Origin of the sequence: Variovorax sp. V15, assembly GCF_041154425.1 — a bacterium.
Classification (GTDB): domain Bacteria; phylum Pseudomonadota; class Gammaproteobacteria; order Burkholderiales; family Burkholderiaceae_C; genus Variovorax; species Variovorax guangxiensis.
In genome coordinates this window covers 3,573,951-3,589,999 of sequence record NZ_AP028659.1, presented here as the reverse complement: position 1 = coordinate 3,589,999, position 16,049 = coordinate 3,573,951, and the positions used below count along the sequence as shown (strand labels likewise).

Below are 16,049 nucleotides of genomic sequence, written 5' to 3'. Positions count from 1 at the left end.
ACCTACACTGCGGCCGTCCGGCGCTCCGACCGTGAGCGATGTACAGACAACCAGGGAGACAGACAACATGGAAAAGAAGCTCGCATGCGGCAGGACCCTGGCCGCGAGCATGATCGGTGCGTCGCTGCTTTGGGGCTGCGGCGGCGGTGGTTCGGGTGGCTTCTCGATGCCCCTGCCGACGGCGGCAGGCGGGACGGCCACGGCTCCTCCGGCCGCGAACGGTTCCGACCCCGGCACCGTCGCCTCGGGCACGAGCCCTGGCCCCGATGCGGGTGCGTCGACGCCGACCGTGCCGGTGCAGGAAAAACGCATCGACATCCCGCTCACGCAGTACGTCAACCTGTTCGTCGGAACGAAGATCTCCGACACCGGCAGCGGCCACTCCGGCAACGTCAACCCCGGCGCGCAGACGCCCTTCGGCATGGTGAGCTTCGGGCCCGACACGCGCGGCAGCGGCTCGCCCTGGGGCTACGGCTCCGGCGGCTACTACGACGGCGACAACGCTATCCGCTACTTCAGCATGACCCATCTCAACGGCCCGGGCTGCAGGGGGCAGGGCGCGGTGGCCATCCTGCCGAACAACGCCGGCGGCGGCATTCCCTCGGGCGGCCTTGGCTACACGAAGGCCAACCAGTCGGCCAGCCCCGGCTACTACAGGGTGAAGTTCAACAACGGCATCACCAGCGAGCTGACGGCGACCACGCGCACCGGCATGGCAAGGTTCAGCTACGCGGACAAGGACAAGGCCTTTCTCGTCATCGACTCCGCGCGCAACAACCCCAACCAGAGCGGCGTGCCCTACAGCGGCCTGACCGACATCGCGCTGGGCGCCGATCTCAGGTCGGTGTCGGGCACGGCGGTCGCCAACGAATTCTGCGGCGGCACCTGGAAGCAGCCCGTCTACTACTACGCGAGCTTCGACAAGCCGCTGAAAGCCGGCTCGGCCATCTCGGGCAAGGCCGCGCAGCTGCAGTTCGACCTGAAGGACAACGACCTCTCGGTGCAGCTCAGGGTCGGCATCTCCTCGGTGAGCGTAGCCAACGCGAAGGCCAACCTCGAGGCCGAGAACCTCGACGCCTCCTTCGACACCGTCAAGGCCACGGCCGACAGCAACTGGAACAGCCGGCTCAACGTCGTGCAGCTCGACCTCGCCAGGGCCGGCGAGCTCGACAAGCTCGATGCCGGCAAGAAGGACGACGCGACCACCCAGCTCGCGAAGTTCTACACCGCGCTCTACCGCGTCTACAGCGGGCCGACCGTCTACAGCGACGTCAACGGCGACTACCGCAGCATGAAGCAGGCCGACCTCTCGCAATCGAACAGCGTGCTGCCGGCGAGGGCCACCGAGAACGTCGCGAACTACAAGTTCAAGCTTGACGGCAAGGATGCGAGCTACAAGACGCACTACAGCGGCTTCTCGATGTGGGACACCTACCGCAGCCAGGCCCAGTTGCTCGCCATGATCGCGCCCGATGAGGCCAGCGACATGATGCAGTCGCTGGTGGCCGACGCGCAGCAGTGCGGCGCCTTCCCGCACTGGGTGGACGGCAGCGAGGACACCACGCCGATGAACGGCGACCATGCGCCCACGGTCGTCGCGGGTTCCTACATGTTCGGCGCACGCAAGTTCGACCTCGACACGGCGCGCAAGTACATGCTGCAGGCCGTCACCAACCCCAGGGGCCAGTGCAACGACAAGTTCTCCATCGGCAAGCCCGGCGACAGCCTGGCCGACTACATGAGCCTCGGCTGGATTCCCTCCGACAGGGGCTACGACAACCCCTCGTCGACAACGCTGGAGGCCATCACCACCGACCGCTCCGTCGGTGCCTTCCTCGATGCGCTGCCCGCCACCCGTGCCACCGACAAGAGCGTGATCGACACGGTGTTCAGGCGCGCGGGCAACTGGCAGAACATCTTCGACGACACGAGCAAGACGCTGAAGTCGAAGACCGCGGCGGGCGACTGGGCCGGCGGCGTGTTCCATGAATCGACCGAAGCCAACTACCTCTGGACCTTCGCATACGACTGGACCCGTCTCGCGCAGAAGCTCGGGGGCCAGAAGGGCACGCTCGACCGGCTCGCCAGCCTGTTCTCGCTCGATGCCGCCGATCCCTTCAACGGCGCCGAGCCCAGCGGCCAGGACCTGAACGGCGGCGAGAGTTCCGACAACTACTACATCGGCAACGAACCCGCCTTCCAGACGCCGTGGGCCTACAACTGGATCGGCTCCGCCAAATACGCGCAGTACGTCATCCCGGTCATCCTGCGCAAGAACTTCAGCCTCGGCTCGGGCGGACTGCCTGGCAACGACGACATGGGCGCGACCTCGGGCTGGTTCGTGTGGGCTTCGATGGGGCTGTATCCGGTGATTCCTTCTGCCCCCGGGCTGGCCGTGTCCACGCCGCAGTTCTCGGGCATGACCCTCTGGCTGGGCAACGGGAAGAAGCTGCGCATCGAGGCCGACCGGCAGGCGCTCATCGACAACGTGCGCTACATCGGCGAGATGAAGCTCAACGGCACGACCTACGCGGGCTCGTGGCTGCCGCTCGACAGGATCAAGGACGGCGGAACGCTCTCCTTCAAGCTGTCGACGACGCCCACCGACTGGGCTTCCGATCCGTCGCTGACGCCGCCCTCGGGACCAGCCGCGGACTACACCAAGGCAACCGCCGCGGGTGCGATGTGAGCGCCCCGGCATGGTTCGCGGGCAGGACTGCCCGGGCTGCCGCATGGGTTGTCGCGGCAGCACTTTGGGGGTGCGGCGGCGGCTCCGGCGGGGGCTTCCCGGTGCCGCCACCGCAGGGTGGAGCACCCGGCGATCAGCAGCAGGTCGCCGGAAGCAATGGAGGCGAGGGCAACGGCAGCACAGGCGCGGGCAACACCGCCGTCACCGTCGTCACCACGGGCGGCACGGGCGGCACGAGCGGGAGCGCCCCAGCCCGCGAGAAGCAGGACCTCGCCGACTACGTCAACACCCTGCGCGGCTCCCACTCCAACGCCTACATCTACGACGGCTACTCGCGTGGCAACACCTTCCCGGCCACGGCCGTGCCCTTCGGCTTCACCATGTGGTCGCCCGTCAACCGCATCGACCCCGATGACGAGAGCTCCGGCTGGAGCAACACCAAGCCCTATGACGGCTACATGGGCAACGACTTCTTCTACACCTTCTTCGAGGACGAGAACGACACCAAGCCGCTGGACCGCATCTTCGCCTTCGCGGCGGTCCACGAGGCGAGCCCGTGGATGGGCAACCGCCAGTCGCTTCAGTTCATGCCGGTCACGCAGACCGACAGCGCTGGCAACCCGGTGCTCGACAAGGCCTCGCGCGGCGAGAAGTTCAGCCACAGGAACGAAGTGGCGCATGCGCACTACTACAGCGTGACCTTCGAAAACGGCACCCGCACCGAGATCACCCCCACCGACCACGCGGCGTACTTCCGCTTCACCGCCGCCGCGAACCAGCCATCGCTGGCGGTGGTGTTCGACATGTTCAAGGGCGTGTCGGGTTCGCTGAACGTCGACGCAGCCAACGGCACGGTCTCGGGCTACACCGACCAGGGCTCGCCGCGCATGTACTTCCACGCGGTGGCCGACGCACCGGTGAAGGCCTCGGGCGCGGCCTCGTTCCCGACATGGCTGAGCTTCGACACCGCCTCCGCGGGCAGGCAGGCGGTGGGCCTGAAGGTCGGTACCTCCTTCATCAGCGTGGAGCAGGCCAAGGCCAACCTGATGCAGGAGATCGGCGCCAGGTCCTTCGACGACGTGCTGGGCGCGGCCAAGGAGGCCTGGAACGACAGGCTCAACACCATCCAGGTCGAGGGCGCGACGGAGGACCAGAAGACCATCCTGTACTCCAACATGTACCGGGCCTTCCTGTACCCCAACTCGGCCTGGGAGAACGTGAACGGCGCGCCGTCGTACCTGAACCCCTACGTGAGCCCGATGACGGTGCGGCCCGGCAAGCTGTGGGTCAACAACGGCTTCTGGGACACCTACCGCACCACCTGGCCGCTGTACACGCTGCTCTTTCCGCAGCAGACCGGCGAGATGCTCGACGGCTTCGTCAACGGCTACAAGGACGGTGGCTGGACCACGCGCTGGGCCAGCCCGGGCTATGCCGACATGATGGTGGGCACCAATTCCGACATCATCCTTGCCGATGCCTACCTGAAGGGCGTGCGCAACTTCGACGTCAACGCCGCCTACGACTCGATGCTGAAGAACGCGTCCGTCTACAGCCCCAACAGCGACCGCGGCCGCAAGGGAATGGAGAAGACGCCGTTCTACGGCTACTCGACGGTCTACGACGAGTCGGTGTCGTGGTCGCTCGAGGGTTACCTGAACGACTTCGGCGTGAGCCAGATGGCGAAGGCGCTGGGCAAGACCGACGACGCAGCCTACTTCGCCAACAGCGCGACCGGCTACGCCAACATCTTCGACGGCGCCTCCACCGGCACCTGGGCCGGCGGCTGGTTCCGCCAGAAGAGCACGGGCGGCGCCTTCGGCGGCGGCGCGCCGAACCCGATGGCCTGGTACTACGGCTACACCGAGGGCAACGCCTGGACCTACGCCTTCGCCACGCCACAGGACGGCCGGGGCCTGGCCAACCTCTACGGCGGCCGCGCCGCGCTCAAGGCGAAGCTGGATGCCTTCTTCACGACCAGGCCGGGCCTCGGCTACGACGGCACCGATCCGAACGGCTCGCACACCGGCATCAAGCCCGAGATCAAGTCGGCCTACGACGTGGATGCGCTGGCAGGCGTCGGGCAGTACCAGCATTCCAACCAGCCGGTGCACCACACGATCTACATGTACAGCCACGCCGGAAGCCCGGCCTCCGGCCAGAAGTACCTGCGCGACGTGATGGACAAGCTCTACTTCTCGGGTTTGGACAAGAACGGCGTGCCGAACGGCGACGGCTACATGGGCGACGAGGACAACGGAGAGATGTCGGCCTGGTACGTGCTCAGCGCCATGGGCTTCTATCCGGCCTCCACGGGCCGGCCCGAGTACACGATCGGCGCGCCTTACTTTCCGAAGATGAGCGTGCTGGTGCCCAACGCGAAGGGCGAGCCGCGCGCCATCACCATCAGCGCACCCGGCGTGAGCAGCACCAATCGCTACGTGCAGGGCCTGAAGCTCAACGGCACCAGCATCACGCGCACCTACCTGACGCACGCCGAACTGGTGGAGGGCGCGACGCTGGAGTTCCAGATGGGGCCGAACCCGTCGTCATGGGGCACTGGCGACGACGATGCGCCTTCGTCCGTCACCAAGGACGCTGCCAGGCCTTCGCCCTTGCAGTCGCTGCTGCCAACCTCTGCCTTCGCCACCACCGCGAGCAACACGACCGGGCTGAAGAACCTGAACGACCGGACCTCGCTCACGGAATGGAGCAGTGGTGCCGGCGCGGCGTGGATCCAGGGCAGCACGGCCGGTACGGCGCGCAAGGTGGCGATCTACACGCTCACCTCCAGCGGCAAGACCGGGCAGGATCCGGCCGGCTGGACATTGAAGGGCTCGAACGACGGCATCGACTGGACCACGCTCGACACGCGCCAGGGCGAAGTGTTCGCCTGGCGCCGCCAGGTACGGCCCTTCGTCGTGAAGACCCCGGGCGCTTATTCGACCTATCGGCTGGAGATCGGGCGAGGAGTGGGTGGGGGCGGGGCGGTCAGCCTCTCGGAATTCGAGCTGCTGGCCGCGCCGCTGAACTGAAGACCCGAGCCAGCCGTTCAGGCCTCGGGTGCCACGCTGCCCGGCAGCGCGGCTGGCGGCGTTGCACCGCTGGCAGGTTCCTCGTCCGGGCCTTCTTCCTTCTGGTGCCGCGCGGCGATGAAGAGGTACATCGCTGGCACCACGAAGAGCGTGAACAGCGTGCCGATGGAAAGTCCGCTGAAGATCACGATGCCCATCGCCTTGCGGCCCGCGGCGCCGGCGCCCGAGGCGATCACCAGCGGCAGCACGCCGAAGACCATGGCGGCGGTCGTCATCAGGATGGGGCGCAGTCGGGTGCCGGCGGCTTCCACGATGGCGTCGAGCTTGCTCAGGCCCTGCTTCTGCAGGCGGTTGGCCACCTCGACGATCAGGATGCCGTGCTTGCTGATGAGGCCCATCAGCGTCACCAGGCCCACCTGCGTGTAGATGTTCATCGAGGCGAAGCCCCAGAAGATGAAGATCATCGCGCCGAAGAGCGCCAGCGGCACCGACACCAGGATCACCACCGGGTCGCGGAAGCTCTCGAACTGCGCCGCCAGCGCCAGGAACACGATGATCAGCGCGAACACGAAGGTGATGGCGAAGTTGCCCGACTCCTGCACGAACTGTCGCGACTGGCCCGAGTAGTCCACCGTGTAGCCGCTGGGCGCCATCTGCTGCACCAGGCCGCGCAGGTACTCCAGCGTCTCGCCCTGCGTGCCGCTGGGCACGCCCTGGATGGTCACGGAGTTCAGCTGCTGGAAGTGGTTCACCGTCTCCGGCTGCACGCTGTACTTCAGGCTCGCCACCGTGCTGGCCGGCACCACGCCGCTGGGCGTCTTGATGTAGAAGTTCAGCACGTCCGACGGGTTCAGCCGGTCGACCTGCTGCACCTGCGGGATCACCTTGTACGAGCGGCCCGAGATGGAGAAGTAGTTGACGTAGGCGCCGCCCAGCGCCGCACCCATCGCGTTGCCCACGTCCTGCTGCGTGATGCCCAGCGTGGCGATCTTGTCGCGGTCGACCACCACGGAGGCCTGCGGCAGGTCGATCTTCAGGTCGGCGTCGATGTAGTAGAACTTTCCGTCGGCGCGCGCCTTGTCCATGATCTGCTGGGCGAGGGCATTCAGGTTCTCGAAGGGCTCGGTCGTCTTGATGACGAACTGCACCGGCAGGCCCGAGGCGCCCGGCAGCGCCGGGAACTGGAAGGCCACCACCTTCGCGCCGGCGATGCCGTTCCAGCGCTTCTGCAAGTCGGTCTGGATGTCGTGCGCGCTGCGCGTGCGCTCGTCCCAGGGCTTGAGCAGCACGCCCGCGATGCCCGCGTTGGTGCTGGGCACGCCGGTCAGCTGGAAGAGCTGCGCGTATTCGGGCGTGTCGTGCGCGATCTTGAAGATCTGGTCCGCATAGGTCTGCATCTGGTTGATGGTGGCCGTGGGCGCGCCCACCACCTGCGACAGCACGATGCCCTGGTCTTCCTCGGGCGCGAGCTCCGACTTCGACATCTTGAACATCACGAACAGCAGCGCCACCAGGATCGCGCCCATGACGATCATCACCGGCCAGGTCTTGAGCACGCCGCGCAATATCAGCTGGTAGCGGTGGTGCACGCGCTCGAAGACGTGCTCGATCTTCATCGCGAACTTGCCGCTGTCCTGCTCGGGCTTGAAGAAGCGCGAGCACATCATCGGCGACAGCGTGAGCGCCACGATGCCCGACACCACCACCGAGCCGGCCAGCGTGAAGGCGAACTCGGTGAAGAGCGAGCCGGTCAGCCCGCCCTGGAAGCCGATGGGCACGTACACCGCCACCAGCACCACCGTCATGGCCAGAATGGGCCCGCCCAGTTCGCGCGCCGCGAGCAGCGAGGCCTGCATGGGCGACTTGCCCTCTCGCATGTGCCGGTCGACGTTCTCCACCACGATGATCGCGTCGTCCACCACCAGGCCGATGGCCAGCACCAGCGCCAGCAGCGTGAGCAGGTTGATGGAGTAGCCCAGCGCCAGCATGATGAAGAAGGTGCCGATCAGCGACAGCGGCATCGCGATCACCGGCACCACCACCGCGCGCAGGCTGCCCAGGAACAGGTAGATCACCACCGTCACGATGACCAGCGCCTCCACCAGCGTCTTGATCACTTCGCTGATGGACGTGTTGATGAAGTCGGTCGAGTCGTAGACGATCTTGCCCGTCAGGCCGGTGGGCAGCTGGGACTGGATGTCGGGGAACACCGTGCGCACCTGCTTGGCCACGTCGAGGATGTTGGCCTCCGGCGCGACCTTGATGCCGATGAACACCGAGCGCACGCCGTTGAAGGCCACGTTGAAGTCGTAGTTCTCGGAGCCCAGCGTCACGTTGGCCACGTCCTGCAGCCGCACGATCGCGCCGTTGGAGCTCTTCACCGACAGCTGCTTGAACTCGTCCACGCTGTGCAGCGAGGTGCCGGCCGTGAGAGGCACGCTCACCATCTGGCCCTTGCTCTGGCCGACGGCCGCGAGGTAGTTGTTGGCGGCCAGCGCCGCGCTCACGTCGGTGGCGGTCACGCCGTAGGCGGCCATCTTCTGCGCGTCGAGCCAGGCCCGCAGCGCGAAGGTGCGCGCGCCGAGGATCTCGGCGGTCTGCACGCCCGGAATGGCATTGAGCTTGGGCTGCACCACGCGCACCAGGAAATCGGTGACGTTGTTGTTGGGCAGCGTGTCGCTGTAGAAGCCGATGTACATCGCGTCGGTGGTCTGGCCCGTGGCCACCGTCAGCACCGGCTGCTGCGCCTGCGGCGGCAGCTGGTTGCGCACCGAATTGACCTGCGTGTTGATCTCGGTCAGCGCGCGGTTGGAGTCGTAGTTCAGCCGCAGCGTGGCGGTGATGGTCGACACGCCCAGGCTGCTGGACGACGACAGGTAGTCGATGCCCTGCGCCTGCGACACGGCGGCCTCCAGCGGCTGCGTGATGAAGCCCGCGACCGTGGCCGCGTCCGCGCCGTAGTAGGCGGTGGTGATGGTGACCACGCCGTTCTCGGTCTTCGGGTACTGGTTGACCGGCAGCCCGGCCAGCGCGCGCAGCCCGAGCACCACGATCAGCATGCTCACCACCATCGCCAGCACCGGCCGGCGGATGAAGATGTCCGTGAAGTTCATGCGGGCGACCTCACTTTTCCTGCGGCGTCGGCGCCGGGTTGTTGGCGGGCTGGACGCTGTTGTCCACCACCACCGGCGTACCGTTCTTCAGCTTGTTCTGGCCGCCGCTCACCACCACCTGGCCGGCCGTGAGGCCCTTGACGATGGCGATCTGGTCGCCGCGCGTGGCGCCGGTCTCGATGAAGACCTGCTGCGCGACGAGCTGCTTCGCCCCCGAAGGATTGGCGGGCTGCGCCGGCTGGGCGGGCGTGCCCGGCGCACCGGCGGTCCCGGGCTTGGGCGGCTCGGCTTCCTTCACCACGTACACCGTCGAGCCGTAAGGGTTGTAGGTGACGGCGGTGGCCGGCAGCGTGAGCAGCTCCTGCTCGCCGCCGACATCGATCTTCACGCTCGCGAACATGCCGGGCAGCAACTGCTGCTTCGGGTTGGAGACGGTGGCCTCCACCTGCACGTTGCGCGTGGCGGCGTCCACCTTCGGGCTGATCGCGTTGATCTTGCCGCTGAAGGCCTGGCCCGGAAAGGTGTCCACCGTCAGGTTCACCACCTGGCCCACCGCCAGCCCCGCGAGCTGCTGCTGCGGGAGGGCGAAGTCGACGTAGATCGGGTCCAGCGTCTGCAGCGTGACCAGCTTGTCGCCCGCGTTCACGTACTGGCCGGGGTTCAGCGCGGTGATGCCCAGGCGGCCCGAGAAGGGCGCGCGGATCGACTTCTTCGCCACCACCGCGGCCTGCTGCTCGACCTGCGCGCGCTTGGCCTTCAGGTCGTTGGTGTCGGCGTCGATCTGCGCCTGGCTCACCGCCTGCACCGCGAGCTGCGCCTGGTCGCGCTTGAGCACGGTGGCGGCCTGCGCTGCGGCGGCTTCGGCCGAGTGCAGCAGGGCGATGTCGGAATCGGCGTTGAGCTCGACCAGCAGGGTGCCGGCCTTCACGTCCTGGCCCGACTTGAAATGCACCGTGCGCACCAGCCCGGCCACTTCGGTGCTCAGGTCGGCGCCGCGCACCGGGTTCAGCGTGCCGACCGCGGTGAACTGCGACTGCCACTGAAGCTTCTGCACCTCGGCCGTCGACACCGTCTGCGGCGCCGGCTTGGGCACGGCAGCGATCAGCGCGCGGATCTGCATGAACTTGCCGAACGCGAGCACGGCGACCAGCAGCAGTACGCAGCCGATCATGATGATCATTCTTCGGGTCATAAATTGGCTTTTCTTGGAGTTTTTGGAGTGTTCGGGGCCGCTCAGTTCTGCGGCGCTGCTGCCTGGGAAGCCTGTTGAGCCGATTGAGCCGATTGCGCCGGCTGTCCGGGCGCGATGGCCGCATTGGCGAGCGCACCGCGGTTCCACCAGCCGCCCCCCAGCGCCTGGAAGAGGGCGGCCGTGTCGGCATAGCGCGCGGCCTGCGCCTGCACCAGCGCGGTGTGCGTCTGCAGCCAGGCCTGCTGCGCGGTCAGCAGCGTCACGTAGCTCACCGCACCGGCGCGAAACTGCGCGGTCGACAGGTCGAGCGATTGCCTGGCGAGCGATTCGGCCGTGGCCTGGGTCTGCAGCGCGGCGGCGTCGAGTTCGAGCGCGCGCAGTGCATCGGCCACGTTCTGGAAGGCGCCGAGCACGGTGTTGCGGTATTGCGCCGCCGCCGAGTCGTAGGCCGCGACGGCGGCGCGCTGCTGCGCGCGCAGGGCTCCGCCGTTGAAGATCGGCTGCGTGAGCCCGGCGCCGATGTTCCACAGCGTGGTCGGCCCGGTGAACAGGTCGCGCGCGCGCAGCGAGGTGTTGCCGTAGCTGGCGCTCAGCTGTATCTGCGGATAGAGGTTCGCCGTGGCCACGCCGACCGCCGCGCTGGCCTGGTGCAGCTGGGCTTCACTGGCACGCACGTCGGGCCGCTGGCGCGCGAGCTCGGAGGGCAGCGACAGCGGCAGCTCCTGCGGCAGCGAGAGGCTGGCGAGATCGAATTCGGGCAGGCCCTGCTCAGACGGCAGGCGGCCCGCGAACACTGCAAGCTGGTGGCGCGTCTGCGCGAGCGACTTCTCCAGCGGCGGGATCGCCGCCTGCGTCTGCGCGACCTGCGTGCGCTGCTGCAACACGATCGACTTCGGGATCGCGCCGGTATCGAACTGCTTTTCGATCACGCCCAGTTGCTCGCGCTGCGCCTGCAGCACCTCGCGCGTGGCCTGCAGCTGGCCACGCAGCGCGGCTTCGCGGATCGCGGTGGTGACGAGGTTCGACGTGAGCGTGAGGTAGGTCGCCTCGACCTGGTAGCGCTGCGCTTCCACGGCGGCCTGCGCGCCCTCGATCTGCCGGCGCGAGCCGCCGAACACGTCGAGGTTGTAGCTGACGTTGACCGATGCGTTGTACAGCGTGAGCAGCTGGCCGCCCGGCACCTGCGTGCTGACCTCGGAGGCCCGCTCGCGCTGCGCGCCCAGTTGCGCCGTGACCTGCGGCCACAGCAGGTTGCCCGACTTCGCGTCATAGGTGGCTTCGGCCTGCCGCAGCGCGGCCTGCGCAGACGCCAGCGTGGGGCTCTGTTCGAGCGAGGCGCGGATCAGCCGGTCGAGCTGCTCGGAGCGGAACACCTCCCACCACTGGGCCGGGATGTCACGGCCCGGCAGCAGTTCCTGGGCCTGTCCGGCCGGCACGTCGGACTTCGCGGTGCGCGCCGGCATCGGCGCGGGGGTGTAGTCGGCACCGCTGGCGGCGGCGGGAAGATCGGGCGTCTTGAAATCCGGCCCGACCGCGCAGCCGCCCACCAGCAGCAGGACGACGCCGAGCACGGCACCCTGAACGGGCCACCCCGGCCGCGAGCGCGCAGGCGCAGCGCGCAACGACGAACCGGGGTGATCCTCCAACGCATTGTTTTCTTGATATTGCATGGGGCAGCGGTTGTACACCCGGAACGCCCGGGCTGCCTGACTTTCCCGAAGTCTCGTAGCCGTCGCCCCGCGTTGCGAGGCCGTTGCGACGAAACAGGATCTGCACGACGCGAAATGTACGGGCAAGGCGCCAAACGCACCACCCCGAGACGCGGCACAAGCCTCACCGCTGCCCCAATGCCAGGAACACCGAGGAACCGGCTTTGCCGGGCCTCGGGTGTTGCCCCCGGTAGGGGGTTGGCGAAGCGGCACGCAGTGCCGCGCAGCCTGGGGGCGAGCAACGCCCAAAAAAAAGCCCGCACGAAGGCGGGCTCGAAGGTGACCTGCTGGAGGAGGGAGGATCAGAGGATGCAGGCCACAGGGAGAGCCATGAATATCGCTTCCGAACCTGCACGCAACCTGACCTCGACGGAATCCTGTTCCACGCTAATTTCCGGCTCATTCTTCGCCGGACGCGTCAATCGCGCTCGCGATCGGTCCTCGCTCAGTCTTCGTCTTCCCACTTGCCGACAACGGTGCCCAGCACGGTGAAGGACGTGCGTACCGGCTCGTGCTTCGGGTTCAGCGGCAGCAGCCAGCGGCGGCCGTCGTCCTGCTTGAACACCTTGAAGGTGACCTCGTCGCTGTCATCGAGCTTCGCGATGACGCGTTCGCCGTCGTCGGGCTTTCTCAGTGCGGTATCGACGAACACGATGGAGCCTGGCGGGTAGCTCTTCAGCAGGCCGCTGGTGGAGGTCATGCTGTCGCCGCGAACGCGCAGCGCATAGCTCTGGAGGCTGTGGTGGGCGATGCAGGGAATCCAGCGCTCGGCGTGCGGCTGCTGCGAGATCTCGTGGCTGTCCCAGTTGGCTGCGTCGGCCCAGGAGATCAGCGGCACCGTGCCCGGCGTGCGCGGGTTGAAGCTGGGAATGGACGGCGGCGTGTGCGTCACCCGATAGGGGCCGAGCGGTTCGCTGACCCGGTCGCGGGCCTGGCGGAGCTGGTCTTCGTCCCACGGGGCGGGGCCGTCGCCGGTGTCCAGCCAGTTCGGATCGGCACGGTAGGCGCGCGCCAGGGCCAGCACGCTCATGGAGCGGGTGACGTCGCCTCGTTCGATCTTGGAAATGCTGGATTGCTTGACGCCCGAGACCGCTTCGGCCTGCTTCTGCGTCATCTTGGCGAATTTGCGCGCGGCAAGGGCGCGTTTGGCAATGCTGTCCATCGAGTGGGGATTTAAGCCCAAACGAATATTCTTCTCAAACTCTAGAATAGTAAAAAAAGGGAGAAAAGAATGAAGCCACGGGAGTTGGTTCTGGCGCTGAGGGCCATGGGCCTCACGCAGAAGCAGATTGAAGAGAGAACGGGAATTCCCCAGCCGACGGTCTCCAAGATCGGCCTGGGCCGGGTGGCCGACGTGATGTCGCGCCACTATGTCGCGCTGGTGGCCGCCTACGAGCAGCGGGTGAAGGAAGAAGCGCTCAAGCCCGGGCCGGAGGCTTTCCGCCAGCCCGAGAAGAAAAAGCAGCCGTAGCGATGAGCGCGCGATGCGCCGTCAACGATGGCCGTCGGGCCTGTGGCTCGACCGCACGCTTTGCGTGCTGCTGGCGCTGCTGTCCCTCGCGGGGCTTGCCTTCGGGCTGATCGCGGCGCGCCCGGCCTTTGCGGGCGGCGGCTGCTTCGGGTTGGTCTGCGCGGCGTGGGCGGCGCAGGTGCTCTTCGACGGCGAGGCGCTCAGGCGCTCGCGTGCGGTTCGGGCGGCGCGAGAGCGAGGGTGGTACTGACCCGGACGCAGTCCTTAATGTGCTGTTCGCCGAGGGCGCGCAGCGCCGCGTAGCCGAGCGCGGCCGACACCACCTGCCCGGCGATGGGCACGTACTTGGTCGCCTGCTTGGCCGTGAGGCGCACGCCCGCGTGCCTGGCGAGGCGCAGCAGCAGGTCGCGCGTGACCAGCCTGCCGACCAGCAGCGCGCCCACCGTGGTCGCGGCCTTCTGGATGCGCTCGCGCTGGTGCGGCGCGAGCTTCTCGACCTGCGTGACCGAAAGGCCGAACTCCGCGCTGATCTGCGGCACCAGCCGCGAGAGCAACGCGGCGTCGGCCATCCAGTCCAGGCCGGGCAGGGGAACCGCGCTGGCCGCTGCCGCCATCAGCGCCTTGCGGCTGATGAGGCGGCGGCTGCGGTGGACGGCGGCGATGAGCTTTTCATCGCCCCGGGCCAGTTCGATGGCTGACGGCATCCGGCGGCTCCCTTCCTTCTTCCTGCCTGCGTGGCCTTGCGGTTCAGGCCGCCAGGGCTTCCAGCTGGTCCGAAAGGGCCAGCCAGCGCTCCTCGAGGCGGCCGATTTCGTCGTTGAGCGCCTTCAGCCGCTTGCCGGCTTCGGCGATCTCGCCGGCGGGCAGCGGCTGCGCCAGCCGCGCTTCAAGTTCGGCACGCTCGGTGGCGGCCTTGGCCAGGCGCTCGTCGATCTGGGCGATCTCGCGCTTGATCGGCTTGGCCTGGTCGCTGCGCTGCTGGCGCTCCTGGGCATCCTGCTTGCGCTGCTGGGGCGCGGGCGTGGCTGCGGCGGCCGGTGCCGCGGCGGCTTCGGCCTCGCGCACCGCCACCTTGGCTTCCTCGCGCAGGCGCTTGGACTCGTCGAGCAGGTAGCGCTGGTAGTCGTCGAGGTCGCCTTCGAAGTCGCCGACCACGCCGCGGCCCACCAGCCAGAACTCGTCGCACACCGAGCGCAGCAGCGCGCGGTCGTGGCTCACCAGCATCAGCGTGCCCTCGAACTCGTTGAGCGCCACGGCCAGTGCCTCGCGGGTGGCGAGGTCCAGGTGGTTCGTCGGCTCGTCGAGCAGCAGCAGGTTGGGGCGCTGCCACACCATCATCGCGAGCACGAGGCGGGCCTTCTCGCCGCCGCTCATGGTGCCCACGGGCTGCTTGACCATGTCGCCGCTGAAATTGAAGCTGCCCAGGTAGCCGCGCAGCGCCTGTTCGCCCGAGGGCTCCCGGGCGTTGCCGCCGAGCTCGCGCGCCAGGCGCACCATGTGCTCCAGCGGGTTGCTCCCGGGGTGCAGCACGTCGAGTTCCTGCTGCGCGAAGTAGCCGATGTTCAGTCCCTTGCCCTCGGTGACCTGGCCCGCCAGCGCACCCATCTCGCGCGCGATGGTCTTCACCAGCGTCGACTTGCCCTGGCCGTTGGCGCCCAGGATGCCGATGCGCTGGCCCGCCAGCACCGAGCGGTTGACGCCGCGCAGGATGGTCTTGGGCTCGGCGTCTTCCACGACGTAGCCGAAGCTCGCATTGCTGATCGACAGCATCGGGTTCGGGATGTTGCCCGGCTCCTTGAACTCGAAGCTGAAGTCGGCTTCGGCCAGGAGCGGCGCCACGCGTTCCATGCGCTCCAGCGCCTTGACCCGGCTCTGCGCCTGCTTGGCCTTGCTGGCCTTGGCCTTGAAGCGGTCAATGAACTTCTGCAGGTGGGCGATCTTTTCCTGCTGTTTGGCGAAGGCCTGCTGCTGCTGCTCCATCTGCAGCGCGCGCATGTCCTCGAACTTGCTGTAGTTGCCGCCGTAGCGCGTGAGCTGGGCGTTGGCGATGTGCAGGGTGACGTCGGTCACGGCGTCGAGGAACTCGCGGTCGTGGCTGATGACGATCATGGTGCCCGGGTACTTCTGCAGCCAGGCTTCGAGCCACACCAGCGCGTCCAGGTCCAGGTGGTTGGTGGGTTCGTCCAGCAGCAGCAGGTCGCTCGGGCACATCAGCGCGCGGGCCAGCTGCAGGCGCATGCGCCAGCCGCCGGAGAAGCTGTTGACGGGCGCGTCGAGCTCGTGCGTCTTGAAGCCCAGGCCCAGGATGAGCGCCTGCGCGCGCGGCACGGCGTCGTGCTCGCCGGCGTCGGCCAGGTCGGTGTAGGCGTGGGCAAGCTCCATGCCGATGTCGGCGTCGTCGGGGTTCTCGGCGTAGGCGGCCTCGATGGCGGCCAGCTGCTCGCGCAACTCGGTCAGGCGGGTGTCGCCGCCAACCACGAAGTCGGTGGCCGACTCCTCGGTCTCGGGCATGTTCTGCGCCACCTGGGCCATGCGCCACTGCTTGGGAATGGAGAAATCGCCGCCGTCTTCGTGCAGCGTGCCGTTGAGCAGGGCGAAAAGGGTCGACTTGCCGGCGCCGTTGCGGCCCACCAGCCCGACCTTCTCGCCGGGGTTGAGGGTGACCGTGGCGCCGTCGAGCAGGACCTTGGCGCTGCGGCGAAGAATGACGTTCTTGAGAGTGATCATGAAAGAGGAACCGTAGGGGCGATTATCCCGCCCGGCCTCCGGAGCCCCGGAAAAAGGGGCAAAGGCACGGGGAAATCGGCATCGATCGCCCGGTGAATGGGGTTTCGCAGCCA

Annotated in this window: 10 protein-coding genes; 4 read left to right on the top strand and 6 right to left on the bottom strand. The window is 67.7% G+C overall.

Annotated features, from left to right (window positions below):
- Positions 1-67: 67 nt before the first annotated feature.
- Complete coding sequence (locus tag ACAM57_RS16905; RefSeq protein ID WP_369658236.1) at positions 68-2,689, top strand: GH92 family glycosyl hydrolase; 2,622 nt, start codon at positions 68-70, stop codon at positions 2,687-2,689.
- A 101-nt stretch (positions 2,690-2,790) separates the two neighbouring features.
- Positions 2,791-5,724 (top strand): GH92 family glycosyl hydrolase, encoded by a 2,934-nt coding sequence (locus tag ACAM57_RS16900; RefSeq protein WP_369658235.1) that lies wholly within the window; start codon positions 2,791-2,793, stop codon positions 5,722-5,724.
- Between the two features lie 17 nt (positions 5,725-5,741).
- On the opposite strand, the gene ACAM57_RS16895 is transcribed toward ACAM57_RS16900, so the two are convergent.
- The 4 genes from ACAM57_RS16895 to ACAM57_RS16880 all read right to left on the bottom strand — a co-directional run bounded on the left by ACAM57_RS16895 (position 5,742) and on the right by ACAM57_RS16880 (position 12,900).
- Positions 5,742-8,837 (bottom strand): efflux RND transporter permease subunit, encoded by a 3,096-nt coding sequence (locus ACAM57_RS16895; RefSeq protein WP_369658234.1) that lies wholly within the window; start codon positions 8,835-8,837, stop codon positions 5,742-5,744.
- A gap of 10 nt (positions 8,838-8,847) precedes the next feature.
- Positions 8,848-10,017: an efflux RND transporter periplasmic adaptor subunit gene (locus tag ACAM57_RS16890; protein WP_369658233.1), complete on the bottom strand. Its 1,170-nt coding sequence runs from the start codon at positions 10,015-10,017 to the stop codon at positions 8,848-8,850.
- Positions 10,018-10,070: 53 nt separating this feature from the next.
- Positions 10,071-11,699, bottom strand: coding sequence for an efflux transporter outer membrane subunit (locus tag ACAM57_RS16885; protein ID WP_369658232.1), 1,629 nt, complete (start codon positions 11,697-11,699; stop codon positions 10,071-10,073).
- A gap of 484 nt (positions 11,700-12,183) precedes the next feature.
- Positions 12,184-12,900 (bottom strand): XRE family transcriptional regulator, encoded by a 717-nt coding sequence (locus ACAM57_RS16880; protein WP_126019449.1) that lies wholly within the window; start codon positions 12,898-12,900, stop codon positions 12,184-12,186.
- A gap of 69 nt (positions 12,901-12,969) precedes the next feature.
- Here ACAM57_RS16880 and ACAM57_RS16875 point away from each other — a divergent pair, with 69 nt between their 5' ends.
- Positions 12,970-13,209, top strand: coding sequence for an XRE family transcriptional regulator (locus tag ACAM57_RS16875; protein WP_126019452.1), 240 nt, complete (start codon positions 12,970-12,972; stop codon positions 13,207-13,209).
- Positions 13,210-13,222: 13 nt separating this feature from the next.
- Entirely contained in the window at positions 13,223-13,459 is a 237-nt protein-coding gene (locus ACAM57_RS16870; protein ID WP_184638158.1) for a hypothetical protein, read from the top strand.
- Here the strand turns inward: ACAM57_RS16870 and ACAM57_RS16865 are convergent.
- Together ACAM57_RS16865 and ACAM57_RS16860 are read right to left on the bottom strand one after the other, a co-directional pair.
- Complete coding sequence (locus tag ACAM57_RS16865; RefSeq protein ID WP_126019457.1) at positions 13,410-13,913, bottom strand: hypothetical protein; 504 nt, start codon at positions 13,911-13,913, stop codon at positions 13,410-13,412. The genes ACAM57_RS16870 and ACAM57_RS16865 overlap by 50 nt on opposite strands.
- A gap of 43 nt (positions 13,914-13,956) precedes the next feature.
- Positions 13,957-15,936 (bottom strand): ABC-F family ATP-binding cassette domain-containing protein, encoded by a 1,980-nt coding sequence (locus ACAM57_RS16860; protein ID WP_369658231.1) that lies wholly within the window; start codon positions 15,934-15,936, stop codon positions 13,957-13,959.
- Between the last annotated feature and the right edge of the window lie 113 nt (positions 15,937-16,049).